The sequence below is a fragment of the Amycolatopsis dendrobii genome (genome assembly GCF_014145675.1).
In the GTDB taxonomy this organism is placed as follows: Bacteria; Actinomycetota; Actinomycetes; order Mycobacteriales; family Pseudonocardiaceae; genus Amycolatopsis; species Amycolatopsis dendrobii.
Genome location: NZ_JACGZW010000002.1, coordinates 536,486 through 550,863 on the forward strand (window position 1 = coordinate 536,486; position 14,378 = coordinate 550,863).

General features: G+C 69.5%; 12 protein-coding genes and 1 riboswitch. Of the genes, 8 read left to right on the forward strand and 4 right to left on the reverse strand.

Translation table 11 applies throughout. The annotated features are described in order from the left end of the window. The first annotated feature begins 102 nt into the window (after positions 1-102). Together H4281_RS06625 and H4281_RS06630 are read left to right on the forward strand one after the other, a co-directional pair. Positions 103-1,257 carry an exonuclease SbcCD subunit D gene (locus tag H4281_RS06625; protein ID WP_182889952.1) on the forward strand — a complete coding sequence of 385 codons (1,155 nt, stop codon included), beginning with the start codon at positions 103-105 and terminating at the stop codon, positions 1,255-1,257. Further along, complete coding sequence (locus tag H4281_RS06630) at positions 1,254-4,217, forward strand: AAA family ATPase (RefSeq protein ID WP_182889953.1); 2,964 nt, start codon at positions 1,254-1,256, stop codon at positions 4,215-4,217. Before H4281_RS06625 ends, H4281_RS06630 begins: the two co-directional genes overlap by 4 nt. Before the next feature lie 220 nt (positions 4,218-4,437). Here the strand turns inward: H4281_RS06630 and H4281_RS06635 are convergent, their stop codons facing one another. Together H4281_RS06635 and H4281_RS06640 are read right to left on the reverse strand one after the other, a co-directional pair. Beyond that, on the reverse strand, positions 4,438-4,941 hold the full coding sequence (locus tag H4281_RS06635) for a methylated-DNA--[protein]-cysteine S-methyltransferase (RefSeq protein ID WP_182889954.1): 504 nt from the start codon (positions 4,939-4,941) through the stop codon (positions 4,438-4,440). Between the two features lie 13 nt (positions 4,942-4,954). Next, positions 4,955-6,364, reverse strand: coding sequence for a DNA-3-methyladenine glycosylase 2 family protein (locus H4281_RS06640; protein ID WP_220506769.1), 1,410 nt, complete (start codon positions 6,362-6,364; stop codon positions 4,955-4,957). A 102-nt stretch (positions 6,365-6,466) separates the two neighbouring features. Between H4281_RS06640 and ychF the strand changes: the two genes are divergently transcribed. Together ychF and H4281_RS06650 are read left to right on the forward strand one after the other, a co-directional pair. Continuing rightward, positions 6,467-7,549, forward strand: coding sequence for a redox-regulated ATPase YchF (gene ychF, locus H4281_RS06645; protein ID WP_182889955.1), 1,083 nt, complete (start codon positions 6,467-6,469; stop codon positions 7,547-7,549). Positions 7,550-7,829: 280 nt separating this feature from the next. Further along, positions 7,830-8,126, forward strand: a complete 297-nt coding sequence (locus H4281_RS06650; protein ID WP_182889956.1) for a hypothetical protein — start codon at positions 7,830-7,832, stop codon at positions 8,124-8,126. Between the two features lie 48 nt (positions 8,127-8,174). Here H4281_RS06650 and H4281_RS06655 read toward each other — a convergent pair whose 3' ends face one another. Then, entirely contained in the window at positions 8,175-8,765 is a 591-nt protein-coding gene (locus H4281_RS06655; protein ID WP_182889957.1) for a cysteine hydrolase family protein, read from the reverse strand. Between the two features lie 102 nt (positions 8,766-8,867). On the opposite strand from H4281_RS06655, the gene H4281_RS06660 reads away from it, so the two are divergent. Then, the gene (locus tag H4281_RS06660) at positions 8,868-9,845 is read left to right on the forward strand and encodes a GlxA family transcriptional regulator (RefSeq protein ID WP_312872073.1); all 978 of its coding nucleotides are present in this window, start codon (positions 8,868-8,870) and stop codon (positions 9,843-9,845) included. A gap of 383 nt (positions 9,846-10,228) precedes the next feature. On the opposite strand, the gene H4281_RS06665 is transcribed toward H4281_RS06660, so the two are convergent. Further along, a complete protein-coding gene (locus H4281_RS06665; protein ID WP_182889958.1) occupies positions 10,229-10,519 on the reverse strand; it encodes a 4a-hydroxytetrahydrobiopterin dehydratase in 291 nt (96 codons plus the stop codon). Positions 10,520-10,543: 24 nt separating this feature from the next. Then, positions 10,544-10,655, forward strand: a riboswitch (TPP riboswitch). Positions 10,656-10,686: 31 nt separating this feature from the next. Here H4281_RS06665 and H4281_RS06670 point away from each other — a divergent pair. The 3 genes from H4281_RS06670 to H4281_RS06680 are packed head-to-tail and all read left to right on the forward strand — an operon-like array spanning position 10,687 to position 14,374. Beyond that, positions 10,687-11,754, forward strand: a complete 1,068-nt coding sequence (locus H4281_RS06670; protein ID WP_220506881.1) for a thiamine ABC transporter substrate-binding protein — start codon at positions 10,687-10,689, stop codon at positions 11,752-11,754. Beyond that, a complete protein-coding gene (locus tag H4281_RS06675) occupies positions 11,730-13,367 on the forward strand; it encodes an ABC transporter permease (RefSeq protein WP_182889960.1) in 1,638 nt (545 codons plus the stop codon). The genes H4281_RS06670 and H4281_RS06675 overlap by 25 nt, the downstream gene beginning before the upstream one ends. Further along, positions 13,367-14,374 carry an ABC transporter ATP-binding protein gene (locus tag H4281_RS06680; RefSeq protein ID WP_182889961.1) on the forward strand — a complete coding sequence of 336 codons (1,008 nt, stop codon included), beginning with the start codon at positions 13,367-13,369 and terminating at the stop codon, positions 14,372-14,374. The genes H4281_RS06675 and H4281_RS06680 overlap by 1 nt, the downstream gene beginning before the upstream one ends. The last annotated feature ends 4 nt before the right edge of the window (positions 14,375-14,378 follow it).

The following is a 14,378-nucleotide window of genomic DNA, read 5'->3' on the forward strand; positions in this document are numbered from 1 at the left end:
GGGCGTGTCCGCAGTGGACCTGATCGGCTTCGTACACACGTTCGAGTGGGGTGTCGGCGTGCCTCCCGGATTTCGTCGGGGTCTGCTCCTAACGTGGTCGCCGTGAGAGTCCTCCATACGTCTGACTGGCACATCGGCCGCACGTTCCACGGCGCCGATCTGCTTACCGAACAGGAGGCCGCCCTCACGCACATCGCCGAACTCGTCGACCGCGAGTCGGTCGACGTCGTGGTGGTGGCCGGTGACATCTACGACCGAGCGGTGCCGTCCGCCGAAGCTGTCCGCGTCGCCACGGCCGCGATGACCCGGATCCGCCGGGCAGGCGCGGAACTCGTGGTCACGCCCGGCAACCACGATTCGGCCGCGCGGCTGGGCGCGTTCGCCGAATTCGCGGCGGCGGGCGGGCTGCACGTCCGCGCGACCGTCGAAGGCATCGCGGAACCCGTTGTGCTGCACGACGAACACGGCGCGGTCGCGTTCTACGGCATCCCGTATCTCGAACCCGAGCCGTCGCGGCACGCGCTGGGCGTGCCGGAGGCGCGCGGCCACACCGGCGTGCTCGGCGAGGCGATGCGGCGGGTGCGGGACGACCTGGCCAGTCGTCCGGGAACTCGATCCGTAGTGCTGGCACACGCATTCGTCACCGGCGGCGAGGCCAGCGAATCGGAACGCACCATCGCGGTGGGCGGAGTCGAGCAGGTTCCCGGCTCGGTGTTCGACGGCGTGGACTACGTCGCGCTCGGGCACCTGCACGGACCGCAGACGCTCGCGGAACACCTCCGGTACTCGGGGAGCCCGCTGGCGTACTCGTTTTCCGAATCGCGGCAACGGAAATCGGTGTGGTTCGTGGATCTCGACGCGGCCGGCCTGGCCGAGGTCCGCCGGCACGAGTTGCCGGTGCCGCGGCCGCTCGCGACGCTCTCCGGCGAGCTCGCCGGTTTGCTCGAAGACCCGGAACACGAGCAATGGCGCGAGCATTTCCTTTCGATCACGGTCACGGATCGAGTGCGCCCGATCGACGCGATGCGGTTGCTGCAGGACCGTTTTCCCTATGCAGTGCACATGGATTGGCGGCCCGACGGCGGGGTCGCCGGCACCGAACTGAAGTACGCCGAGGCGGTGCGCGGGCGCAGCGACATCGAGATCGCGCGCAGCTTCCTCGACGATTGCCGTGGTGCTCCGCCGACCGAACGCGAGGAGCGGCTCGTGCACCTGGCGCTCGAAGCGGCGAACCGGGCGGCGGTGGAGAAACTGTGAGACTGCATCTGCTGGAGGTAGAAGCCTTCGGCCCCTACGCGGGGCGGGAGGTGGTGGACTTCGACGCCTTGGGCACCGACGGTCTCTTCCTTCTCCACGGCGACACCGGAGCGGGCAAAACCACGCTGCTCGACGCGATCGCGTTCGCGTTGTTCGGCGTGGTGCCGGGCGCGCGCGGCGACGTCAAGCGGTTGCGGTGCGATCTCGCCGAACCGGATTCGCAGACGGAGGTCGTGCTGGAGCTGACCGTGCAGGGTCAGCGGTTGCGGATCGTGCGCAGCCCGGAGTACCAGCGGCCGAAGAAACGCGGCGACGGATTCACCACGCAGCAGGCGCGCGTTTCGCTGACCTGGGTCGGCGAACCGCCCGCCGGGCTGCCGCCGGACGGGAGCATCCGCATCGACGAGGTGGCGCGCACCGTCGAGCGGCTGCTGGGCATGACGGCACCGCAGTTCTTCCAGGTCGTGTTGCTGCCGCAAGGAGAATTCGCGAAGTTCCTCCGCAGTGACACCACGGAGCGCGAGAAGCTGCTGGAACGGCTTTTCGGCACCGAACGGTTCTCCGACGTCGAACGCTGGTTCGCGGACCTTCGCGCGGAACGCGGCCGTGCGCTGGAAAAGCGGCAGCAGGAGGTCCGCGAGTTGCTCGCCCGCTACGCTCAGGAGGCGCAGCAGGAACCGCCGGAGGAAAAGCAGCCGGAGTGGGTCGAGGCTGTGCTGGCCGAAGTCGCCGCCCGGGCCGAGGCGGCGGAAACCGAGGCAGCGCAAGCACGTTCGGCGGCGAAGTCCGCTGAGGTCGCGCTGCGCGAAGCGGAAGAGGACGCGGACAAGATCCGCCGGGTCCGCACCGCGCACACCCGGCTGACGCAGATCGCCGAACAGGCGACCGAACGTGCTGAGTGGACGGAAGAAATCGCGGCGGCTCGGCGCGCTGCCGCGGTGGTTCCCGAGACCGAGTTGATGGACCGGCGCACGGCCGAACTCGGCGATGCACAGGTGCTGGTGGCCGACCGGATCCGAGATCTCGCCGACCTCGGTTTCGACGCGGTCGGGCTCGCGGTCGGGGACCTGCGCGAGCGTGCGGGATCCGTACGCGAGGAGGCGGGTGCTCTCGCCGAGCTGGCCGCGGAAGCCGACCAGCAGAAGAAGGACGAGCAACGCCGTGCGGAGCGGCAAAAAGCCGTCGAGAAAGCCGCCGGGCAAGTTGCTGGGCTCGCGGAGCGGTTGACCGAGCTGCCCGGCCGGATTGCCGCTGCGCGTACCGAAGCGACGGTAGCCGGAGAAGCAGCGGCGAAGCTGGACGGCGCGAAAGCCCGCGTCGAAGAGCTGACGGTACTCACTCGTGCAGCCGAGGAGTTGCCGCCAGCTGAAGCCAGAGTCGAGCGCGGAGAAGCGAAACTGCGCGAAGTGGTCGACGAGCATCAGGCGGCTCGGCAACGCCGGCTCGATCTCCGCGAACGGCGTCTCGACGGCATGGCAGCAGAGCTGGCTGCTGGCTTGGCCGAGGGAACGGCGTGCCCGGTGTGCGGGTCGGCCGAACATCCGGCACCGGCGAACCATGACGCACCACTGGTGGACGCGGCCGAAGAACGTGCTGCGGAAGAAGCCGAGCAGAAGGCGTCGGCGTTGCGCCAGCGAGTGGTGTCCGCGTTGGAGGAGGCCAAGGCGCGGGTTGTCTCCCTGCGCGAACGGTTGGACGGACGCACCGCGGAGGAGATCGCGACCGCGCTGACCGAAGCCCGGGCACTCGTCGCGGAACTCTCCGGGAAGGCACAGCGCAAGGACCAACTGAACGCGAAGGTCGCCGAACTGGAGCGCGGTGCTGAGCAGTTGGCCGAACAGCGGCGCCTCGCCGAGCAGACGGTCACCGAGGCGAACGGCGAGATCCGGGCGTTGGACGAGCGAATGGCCGAACGCGAGCAGCGGCTGGTCGCGGGCCGGGGAGAGTTCCCGGACGTTCCCGCGAGGCGGCAGCATCTGCTCACGTTCGCCGGCGCGCTCGACTTGGCGGCGGAGGCGCACACCGCGGTGTCCGGAGCGGAGGCCCGGCTCGCGGAGCAACGGGATCTGGTGGAAATCTCGTTGCATGCCAAGGGGTTCTCGACCCTGGAGGAAATGCGCGCCGCCGTCCGGACCGACGAGCAGATCACGAAGCTCGAACAGGGCCTCGCCGAGGCGGAAGCGACCGCCGCCGGTGCGCGGGAGATGCTCGCGCAACCGGAACTGTTCGGGATCTCGCCGGACGATGCGGTGGACGTCGCGCCGCTGGCCGAGCGGGCGAAGGAGACGCGGGCTCGCGCGGACACCGCTTTCGCCGCGCAGCAAGCGGTTTCGGCGCAGCACCGCGAACTGGTCAAGCTGGCCGGGCGGTTGAGCAAAGCGCTGGCGGAGCTGGCGCCGTTGGAGGAGGAACACGCCGAACTCCGGGCGCTGTCCGAAGTGGTCAATGGACGAGGGCAGAACGCGCGGAAGATGTCGCTGCGCTCGTATGTCCTGGCTGCTCGGCTGGAAGAGGTCGCGCTCGCGGCGACCGCGCGACTGCGAACCATGAGCCAAGGCCGCTACTCGTTCGTGCACTCGGACGCGGCCGGCGCACGCGGCACGAGGGGCGGCCTCGGCCTCGACGTGCTGGACGACTACTCCGGCGCGGTGCGCCCAGCGAAAACGCTGTCGGGCGGCGAGTCGTTCCTCGCGTCGCTCTCGCTCGCACTGGGCCTGGCCGATGTGGTGGCAGGCGAAACCGGCGGCGCGCTGCTCGACACCCTCTTCGTGGACGAGGGTTTCGGCACCCTGGACGCCGAAACGCTCGACGTGGTGATGAGCATCCTCGACGAACTCCGCGCCGGCGGCCGCGTGGTGGGCTTGGTGTCGCACGTCGAGGAACTCCGCCAGCGCATCCCCACGCGGCTGCGGGTGCGGAAGTCCCGCACCGGGTCGAGAGTGGAGTTGCAAATGGCCTGACGAGAGCAGGCCTGGTGCCTCGACCTCGCTCGCCGCGTCGGCCAACCCGGCCCAGCGGCCCGGCCCGGCGAACCCCGGCCCAGCCGACGGGCGAACTCGACCCGACCGAGCCAATCCAGCCCAGTCGACCAGCGAGCGCGCGGCCCGGCCGACCGGCGAACCCGGCTCAGCGGACCTCGCCCAGCGAACCCGACCCGACCGACCCAACCCACGCGGGCCGTCAGGCGGACTCTTCGTGGTGCAGGAGCCACCGCTTGGCGTCCACGCCCCAGCGGAAGTTGCCGATCGCTCCTCCGGTCCTCACCACCCGGTGGCAGGGCACGAACAGAGCCGCCGCGTTGCGGGCGCAGGCGGTTGCTGCGGCGCGGACCGCCGACGGGTTGCCAGACAGGGCGGCATACTCCGCGTAGCTCACTGGGCTGCCTGCTGGGACCTTGCGCAGCATTTCCCACGCGTGCTCGCGGAACGGGCCTGAGCGTTGGCGTACCTCGATGTCGGCGACGGCGTCGAGGTCGCCGCCGTGGTAGCGGCGGATCGCGGTCGTCACGGGGCCTAGGTCGCGGCGTTCAGTGATGGCTGACGGGGCCAGGGACGGCGAGATGAGGGGCGTCAGCTCGGCGACGTCGGCGGTCCAGCCGGAGGCCAGAACGGCGCCGTCGCCGGTCACCACTGCGGTGAACGGGCCGATTTTGGTGTCCAAAGTGGACCAGAAGGCGGTGGGCACGGGGAAAGTCTCCTCAAGCGGTTCGGGAACTGAGATAGCGGCTGGCGTACGAACTCCACGGCTGCCAGCCGCGCGCGGACGTCGCCAGGTCGATGCCCAGCTCGGCCGCGCCTTGGCGGACGGCTGGGTCGGCGGTCAACAGGACGTCGGGGGCGCCTAGCAGGCGCATCACGACGTAGTCGGCGGTGGCGGGATCGACGCCTGCCGCGAGCATTTCGGCGCGGAGTTCGTCGGCGTCGCGGCCTACGTGCAGGTCCAGGTCGCCGCTGACGATTGCCGCAGCAACCTTCTTGACCAGCGGTTTTACGGCCGCCTCGGCGATGGTGGACGGGGTCGGGAAGAGGGTTGTCAGAGCGTCCATGGGCGGGTCGGCGGGCGGTACTGATTCACCGAGGCCAACGACGTCGGCCACGTCCTCGCCGAGCAGGGTGCGGAGCAGGACTTCCGGGCCGTCGACAGCACCTGGCACGCGGATGCCTGGGGTGGCGGCGACCAGCGGGGCCAAGGCCTCGTCGGCGGAGAGTGCGCGTGAGACGGCTTCCGGGTCGGCATCCAGGTCCAGCAGCCGTCGTACGCGGCTGACGGCGCTGCTCAGGTCGCGCAGGTCTGAGAGAGCCAGGTCGCATTGCACGTAACCGGCACGCGGACTGACCCACACTGACGCCGGGCCGTGCGGGAGGCGCAGGGTGCGGCCGTAGCCGACCTCGGAGACGGCTTCGATGCCTGGCAGCGCGCGCGAGGCGTGGTAGGTCAGCACGCCCGCGGCGTCGAACGGGGCACGGAACGGCAGGCGAAGGCTGAGCCGGGTCGCGCCGCTGGGTTCGTTGCGGTTTCCGCGGCGGAGCGAGGCTGCCCGAAGCTGTGATGGCGTCGTCGCGAACACCTCGCGGATGGTCTCGTTGAACTGCCTGATGCTGGAGAACCCGGCTGCGAACGCGACGTCGGTGAGCGGCAGTTGCGACATCTCGATCAGCAAGCGCGCCGAGTGGGCGCGATGGGCTCGGGCGAGGCGGATCGGGCCTGCGCCCAGTTCGGCCGTCAAAACCCGTCCGAGCTGGCGTTCCGAGTAGCCGAGTTGACGGGCCAAGCCGGGCACGCCTTCGCGCTCGACCAGGCCGTCCGAGATCAGCCGCATCGCGCGGGCGGCCAGGTCGGCGCGCACGTTCCAGTCCGGTGAACCGGGGACCGCGTCCGGGAGGCAGCGGCGGCAGGCGCGGAAACCACCGGCCTGTGCGGCGGCCGAAGTCGGGTAGAAGCGGACGTTTTGCGCCTTCGGCGTGAGCGCCGGGCAGGACGGGCGGCAGTAGATGCCCGTGGTGCGGACCGCCATGATGAACTGGCCATCGAACCGCTGGTCGCGGGCGGTCACCGCGCGGTAGCAGCGCTCGGTGTCGCGCCAGATCGGGATGGTCGAGGTAGCCATGTGGTCGATGATGCCAGCAGGTGAGAGCCCTGACTGGCGGAAAATCGACACGACGTTACCGGGTCGGCGACGGTCCGCGCGCAGCACGTAGACTTACCGGCCGTGAGTCTCACCCTCGGTATCGTCGGCCTGCCCAACGTCGGCAAGTCCACCCTGTTCAACGCGCTGACGCGCAACGACGTGCTCGCCGCGAACTACCCGTTCGCCACGATCGAGCCCAACGTCGGCGTCGTGCCGCTGCCGGACCCGCGGCTGGACCGGCTGGCCGGGATCTTCTCGTCGGAGAAGACCGTGCCCGCCGTGGTGTCCTTTGTGGACATCGCGGGCATCGTGAAGGGCGCGTCCGAGGGCGCGGGGCTCGGCAACAAGTTCCTCGCGAACATCCGCGAGGCCAACGCGATCTGCCAGGTCATCCGCGTGTTCGACGATCCGGACGTGGTGCACGTCGACGGCCGGATCGACCCGATGTCCGACATCGAGACGATCAACACCGAGCTGATCCTCGCCGACCTGCAGACGCTTGAGAAGGCGCTGCCGCGGCTGGAGAAAGAGGCGCGTACCAAGAAGGAAGCGCGACCGGCGCTCGAAAACGCCCAGAAGGCCAAGGAAATCCTCGACTCCGGGCGCACGCTGTTCCAGGCGCAGAAGGACATCGACGGCGAGGCGCTGCGCGAGCTGAGCCTGCTCACCACGAAGCCGTTCCTGTATGTCTTCAACGCCGACGAGTCCGTGCTGACCGACGAGGCGCGCCGCGAGGAGCTGGCGAAGCTCGTCGCGCCGGCGGACGCGGTGTTCCTCGACGCGAAGGTCGAAGCCGAGTTGCTGGAGCTGGACGACGAGGAGTCCGTGCGCGAGCTGCTGGAGTCCGTCGGCCAGTTGGAGCCGGGCCTGCACGCGCTGGCTCGCGCCGGTTTCCACACGCTCGGCCTGCAGACGTACCTCACGGCCGGTCCGAAGGAATCCCGCGCCTGGACGATCCCGCAGGGCGCGACCGCCCCGCAGGCCGCCGGCGTCATCCACACGGACTTCGAGCGCGGCTTCATCAAAGCGGAGGTCGTGTCGTTCGAGGACCTCGTCGAGGCGGGCTCGATGGCGGCCGCGCGCTCGGCGGGCAAGGTCCGCATGGAGGGCAAGGACTACGTGATGGCGGACGGCGACGTCGTGGAGTTCCGCTTCAACGTCTGACCGGTTTCGCAGCTGGACGCTTCCCCGGTCGTCAATCTTCGACTGATCGCCGGGGGAGCACGGGCGCGAAATTGTCGGTCCGGGTTCGTAAGATCCGGATATGTCCGTGCTCTTCACCCCTGCTGACAGTCCCCGCAGCGCCATGGTCCCCGGGCTATGAGGTTTCAGTGGTGCTGCGCAACGGATTCGACATCGGCGACAGCGACCTCCAATACCCGGACATGGCGATGCGCGCGCTGGTGCACCCGCCCTCGCCGCGCGGTGAGCGAGCCGACCTCGGGTGGCCTGGGCTCCGTTCGGCGGCTCTCTCCGAGACGGCGGACGACGACGAGCCAGCACTCGTCCAGTTCGGGGACGAACCGGTGCTGATTCAAACGAGCCCAGCTACGCCGACGCCGTACGCGCGGACGGGCATCAGTTTCTCTTTCAGGTCAACGAAGAGGGCTGGCCGGTCGCGGGTGAGCTCGAGGACGTCATCGAGGAATACCTCTGGGGCTACGGGCCGGTCTACTTTTACGGCACTCCGGGGGCCGACGGGATTGTGCGCGAGGTCGTCGCGGGGTTCATCGACTTCTGAATCGCCCGCCTCGGCAGGACAGGCCTGCCGAGGCCAGAGGCCTTGGGCTCAGTTCAGCTCGGCAACACTCGGAACGACCACACCGTAAAGGTCCCCGATGGTCGCCAGTGCGCTGTGGTGCAGCTGATCCGCGCTGACTTCCCCGGCCGGAGCCGGCAGCGGGCGGGTAGCGCAGGCGTCAGCGACGACAGTCGGGTGGTTGCCGCGCAGGAAGGCACCCTCGGTGGTGAACGTGACGCACATGTTGGTCATGAATCCGGCGATCACCACGTTCTCATGCCCGGCCGCGTCGACCAGTTCGCCCAGATCCGTGCCGACGAAAGAGTTCGGTGCGCCCTTGACGACGACCGGCTCGCCCTCGATCGGGGCGACGTCCGGATGGATGCTGCCGATATCGGCTCGGATGTCGTACGGCGTGCCCTCGCCGCCGTCGTTGACGACGTGGATCACTGTCGCTCCGGTGGCGCGGGCTTTGGCCAGCAAGCCTTGAGCCGCGGTCAACGCCGGACGCCAGCCTTCCAGCTCCATTACGCCGCGGGTGTAGGTGTTCTGGTAGTCGACCAGGATCAGCGTCGCGTCGGCCAGCGTTGCCGGGGTCTGGTCGAAACCGTTCAGCTCCCGCAGCGTTTTCCTTGCCATGGTGGGGTTTCCTCTCGTTTCTGTTCCGCACGGTCGACGCTAGACTCGGCTCCGGATGTCGGCAATGACATGCAAAGCGCAGAAACCGACATGGAGATGTGCGTGAAGAGACTGGTGGTCGTCGTCCTGTTCGATCGGATCGACCTGCTTGACGTGACCGGTCCCGCTGAGGTGTTTTCGTTGCTGCAGCGGGAAATGGACCGTCCGACGGGCTACGAGGTGGTGCTCGCGGCCGAAACGCTGGACCCGGTGACCACGTCGGCCGGGGTGCGCGTGTTGCCGGACGTGACGTTCGCTGAGCTGGCGAGGAAGGCGATCGACACCCTGATCGTCCCGGGGGCAGTGACGGCAGGGGAGTACGGGGAGATCGTCGCCCAGTGCGACCCGGCGGTGGTCGAGGAGGTGCGCCGCCTGGCTGGGCAGACGCGCCGGGTGGCGTCCGTCTGCGTGGGCGCGCACATACTGGCCGCAGCCGGGCTGCTCGACGGCAAACGCGCCACGACGCACTGGTCGACGGCGCGGCAGCTGGCCGCGGAGCATCCGGCGGTGACCGTCGACGCGGACCCGATCTTCATCCGCGACGGGTCCGTATGGACGGGGGCCGGGCTGAGCGCCTGCCTCGATCTGGCGCTGGCGCTGGTAGCCGACGACTTCGGTCCGGAATCAGCCTCGCGGGTGGCTCGTCAGCTGGTGATGTTCCTGCGGCGGCCTGGCGGGCAGAGCCAGTTCAGCGTGTCGCTGGAGCCCGCGTCCGCGACCCGGCGGGTCGACGAGCTGCGCCAGTACATCGCCGCTCACCTGGCGGACCCGCTGACGGTGTCCGATCTCGCCGCGCACGCGCACGTGACGGATCGGCAGATCACGCGCGTGTTCAAGGCGGAATTGGGCATGACCCCTGCCGCCTACGTCGAGCACGCGCGCGTCGAGGCTGCGCGGCATCGCCTGGAGACGACCGACGAGACGTTGTCGCGGATCGCCGGGGCGTGCGGATTCGGCACGGTGTCGACGTTGAACCGGTCTTTCCGGCGGACGCTGAACACGACGCCTAACGAATACCGGGAGCGGTTCCGGATCGGTTGACCGCTGCCGTGACGCTCAGCCGAGCAGGCCGAGCACCACCATCGACAGGAGGACGACAGCGGTCGAGAACACCGCGACCCACGTGCGCTGTGCGGCGGTGAGCTGGGCGGATGTGCTGTTCATGGCGGGTCCTAGCGGGGCGAGTGCCGATGATTACCGCTGGGATAGCGCCTTGATCTAGCTCACTGTTACCGCTTGTGATCAAGGTCACGTCGATTGCGCGCGGTGTGCCACAGCACGCCTCCCGCGGCGGCCACCATGAGGCCGAACGAACCCATTCCCACCACGAGTGCCTGAACCATGAGGCCTCCTTCCTGAGCGTCTCTCCGGAAGACGCGCGAAGGGGCCGTGCATGTTGCCAGGGTTGCCGACATCACACCTGGTCAGCGAGCCGCGAGGACCTCGTCGATCTGGCGGGCCAGCGCGAAATCGCGTTCGGTGAGCCCGCCGAGATAGTGGGTGCTGAGGCGGAAGGTCAGGGTGCGCCAGCGGATGTCGATGTCCGGATGGTGGTCGGCTTCCTCGGCGAGTTCGGCCACCCGGTCCACCACCTCGATCGCCGCCGGGAAGGACGGGAGTTCGGTCGTCCGCACGATGACGGCGTCCTCGCGCTGCCACTCCGGGACGGTGCCGAGGGCCTGCTCCACCGCTGAGTCGTTCAATAGCTGCGTCATCACTCCATGGTGTCGGCTACGCTGCGGCATTGCCACGGGAGTCCGGTACGCCGGGCTGAGAGGCGGGCTGTCAACCCGCGACCGTTCGCACCTGGATCCGGATCATGCCGGCGTAGGGAGGCCGTATCGCTCTCCCTCATCCGGCGCAGTGCAGGAGGGGAAGAATGATGTCGCGGACCGTCCGCACGGTGGCAGGCCTCGCCGGAGTCTCGATGCTCGCCAGCGCCTGCTCGCTGTCCAGCGGCGACTCGGGCGGCTCGTCCGCGAGCCAGGACCAGCAGACGCCGACCGTCACGCTGGTCACGCACGATTCGTTCGCCGCACCGCAGGACGTGCTCGACGCCTTCCAGCGCCAGTCCGGGATCAAGCTCAAGATCCTCAAGTCCGGCGACGCCGGCGCGCTCACCAACAAGCTCGTGCTCACCAAGGGCAACCCGATCGGCGACGTCGCGTACGGCGTCGACAACACCTTCGCCTCCCGTGCGCTCAGCGAGGGCGTCTTCCAGCCCTACACCAGCCCGGAGGCCGACCGCGGCCCGCAGCGCTACTCCGTCGACCCGCAGCACAGGCTGGCGGCGGTTGACCTCGGCGACGTCTGCGTGAACATTGACCCGGCGTACTTCGCGAGCAAGGGCCTTCCGGAGCCGAAGAGCTACGACGACCTCGCCGACCCCAAGTACAAGGACCTGACCGTCGCGGAGAGCCCGGCCACCGCGTCGCCGGGGCTGGCCTTCCTGCTCGGCACGGTCGCGAAGTACGGCGAGACCGGCTGGCAGGGCTACTGGCAGAAGCTGAAGGACAACGGCCTCAAGACCGTCAGCGGCTGGGAGGAGGCCTACACCAAGGACTTCTCCGGCTCGTCGGGCAAGGGGCCGCGGCCGATCGTCGTGTCCTACGCCTCGTCGCCGGCCGCCGAGCTCGGCGAGGACGGCAAGCCGCGTACCAAGGCGCTGCTCGACACCTGTTTCCGCCAGGTCGAGTACGCGGGCGTGCTCACCAACGGCAAGCAGATCCCGCAGGCGCAGAAGGTCGTCGACTTCCTCTTGTCACAGCAGTTCCAGACGACGGTCGCGGCGAACATGTACGTCTACCCGGCGCGCCAGGGCGTCGAACTGCCCGCTGGCTGGGCCACCGCGGCTCCGCTGCCGCAGGCACCGGCCACGATGCCCGCGGACAAGGTGCAGGCAGGCCGGGAGAAGTGGATCGGGGAATGGCGCTCGCTCATGGGCGCGTGATCCCCGCGCGCACTATCGGGCTCACGCTGCTCGGCCTGCTGCCGGTCGCGTTCCTGGTGGTGTTCTTCGCCTGGCCGGTCGTCGCGATCGTCGGCCGGGGGTTCTCCGCGGGCGGCGTCGACACCGTGCTCGGCGACCCGCGGACGTGGCGGCTCGCCGGGTTCACGCTGGCCAGCGCGGCCGCGTCGACCGTGGTCGCGGTGCTCGCCGGGCTGCCGGTGGCGTACCTGCTGGCGAGGGTGCGGTTGCCCGGGGTCGGGCTCGCGCGGACGATCGTGCTGGTCCCGTTCGTACTGCCGACGGTCGTCGTCGGCTTGGCTTTCCGGGCGATCTGGCCGGACGGCGGCGTGCTGCCGCTCGTCTTGGCCAACGCTTTCTTCAACGTCGCCGTCGTCGCGCGCACGGTTGCTGGCCTGTGGGCGCACCTCGATCCGCGAGCGACCGAGGCCGCGCGGGCGCTCGGAGCGTCGCCGTGGCGAGCGTTCCGATCGGTGACGCTGCCCGCGCTCGGCCAGGCTGTCGCATCCGCTGCCGCGGTGGTGTTTCTGTTCTGCGCCACCAGTTTCGGTGTGGTGCTGATCCTCGGCGGCGGGAGCTACCGGACGCTCGAGACCGAGATTTACCTGCGGACGGTCGACCTGCTGGACCTCTCCGGTGCGGCCGCGCTGTCGCTGATCCAGTTCGCGGCCGTGGTCGCGGCGCTGGTGCTCGGGGCGATGGCGCGCCGGAAGCGGGAGAACGCGGTGAAGCTGCGGTCCGCGCAGGTCACCGCGCGTCGGCCGCGCGGCGGGGAGTGGTGGACGGTCGGTGCCGCGGTCGTGGTGCTCGGTTTGCTGCTGACGCCGATCGTCTCGCTGCTCGTCGAATCAGTATCGAGCTCGGACGGATGGAGCCTCGCCGGATACCGGGCGCTGAACACCGTCGGGCAGAACGACGCGTTGCAGGTGTCAGGCTGGATCGCAGCACAGAACTCGCTCGCTGCGGCCACTGACGCGACGCTGCTGGCGATGGCCGTCGGGCTGATCGCCAGCGTCGTGCTGGTGGCGCTTCGCCGTTCGCCCGGACTGCTCGCGCGCGGGATGGGCGAGACCATGGACGTCGTGTTGATGCTCCCGCTGGGCGTCTCCGCGGTAACCGTCGGCTTCGGCTATCTCGTGACGCTCGACGCGCTGCCCGGCGACCTGCGCACCTCGCCACTGCTGGTGCCGTTCGCGCAAGCGCTGGTGATCATGCCGCTGGTCGTGCGGATGATCCTGCCGGTGCTGCGCGCGGTCGACGTCCGGCTGCGCCAGGCCGCCGCGACGCTCGGCGCCAGCCCGGCGCGGGTGTGGCGGGAGATCGACTTTCCACTGGTCGCGCGGTCGGTGGTGGCCGCGGCGGGCTTCGGGTACGTCGTGGCGCTCGGCGAGTTCGGCGCGACCAGCTTCCTCGCCCGGCCGGACGCGCCGACGCTTCCGGTGGCCGTCGCGACGCTGATCAGCCGGCCGGGAGAGCTGAACAACCAGATGGCGTACGCCTCGTGCGCCCTGCTCATGGTGGTGACTGTGGTGGCGGTGGCGCTGATCGACCGGTTCGGCTCGGTCCGCGGCCGCAGCACGGTCGGGGAGTTCTGATGGCGTTGACGGTACGGGATCTGACTGTCCACTATGGATCGTTCGCCGCGGTCCGCGACGCGAAGCTGGACATCGCCGACGGCGAGGTGCTCGCGCTGCTCGGCCCGTCCGGTTCGGGCAAGTCGACGTTGCTGCGCGCGATCACCGGACTGGAGCCGGTGTCGTCCGGTTCGGTGTCGTGGGACGGCGCTGATCTCGCCGCGGTGCCGGTGCACAAGCGCGAATTCGGTCTGGTGTTCCAGGACGGACAGCTGTTTCCGCACCGCGACGTCGCCGCGAACATCGCGTTCGGCCTGCGGATGCACGGTGTGCCTCGCGAACGGCACGCGGCGCGCGTCGAGGAGCTGCTGAAGCTCGTCGGTCTGGAAGGCTACGAACGGCGACGCGTGACTGAGCTGTCCGGCGGGCAGGCACAGCGGGTCGCGTTGGCTCGCGCGCTGGCGCCGGAACCGCGGTTGCTGCTGCTGGACGAGCCACTGTCCGGATTGGACGCCGGACTCCGCGAGCAGCTGGCGATCGACCTGGCGGATCTGTTGCGGCGCAGCAAAATCACCGCACTTCTGGTGACGCACGATCAGGAGGAGGCGTTCACGCTCGCCGATCGCGTGGCAGTCCTCGACGCCGGGGAAATCCGGCAGGAGGGAGCGGTTCGGTCGGTGTGGAACAAGCCGGTGGACGACGACGTGGCGCGCTTCCTCGGCGTCACCACGTTCCTGGACGGCAAGGCAGCCGACGGCGTGGTGCGGACCGAGCTGGGCACCGTCGCACTGTCCGGAGTGGACGACGGCCCGGTCAGGCTCGGACTGCGTCCGCACGGCTTGAAGGTGTCCGGCGAAGGCGTGCCCGGCGAAGTGACCGCGGCGGTGCACCGGCGGGAGCATCTGCGGCTGCTCGTCCGATGCGGAGAGTCCACTGTGGACGCGATCGCCCCGGCGGGGGCGGACTTCCGGGCGGGCGATCCCGTCCGGCTCGAGCCGGACCCGGACGGGATCGCCGTGGTGGGCTGAACCC

Bases quoted from the DNA above. Each gene is read 5' to 3' on its own strand.
- H4281_RS06655 (WP_182889957.1), bottom strand. From the start codon at position 8,765: ATGGCAAGGAAAACGCTGCGGGAGCTGAACGGTTTCGACCAGACCCCG.
- H4281_RS06680 (WP_182889961.1), top strand. From the start codon at position 13,367: ATGGCGTTGACGGTACGGGATCTGACTGTCCACTATGGATCGTTCGCC.
- H4281_RS06640 (WP_220506769.1), bottom strand. From the start codon at position 6,364: ATGGCTACCTCGACCATCCCGATCTGGCGCGACACCGAGCGCTGCTAC.
- H4281_RS06670 (WP_220506881.1), top strand. From the start codon at position 10,687: ATGTCGCGGACCGTCCGCACGGTGGCAGGCCTCGCCGGAGTCTCGATG.
- H4281_RS06665 (WP_182889958.1), bottom strand. From the start codon at position 10,519: ATGACGCAGCTATTGAACGACTCAGCGGTGGAGCAGGCCCTCGGCACC.
- H4281_RS06675 (WP_182889960.1), top strand. From the start codon at position 11,730: ATGGCGCTCGCTCATGGGCGCGTGATCCCCGCGCGCACTATCGGGCTC.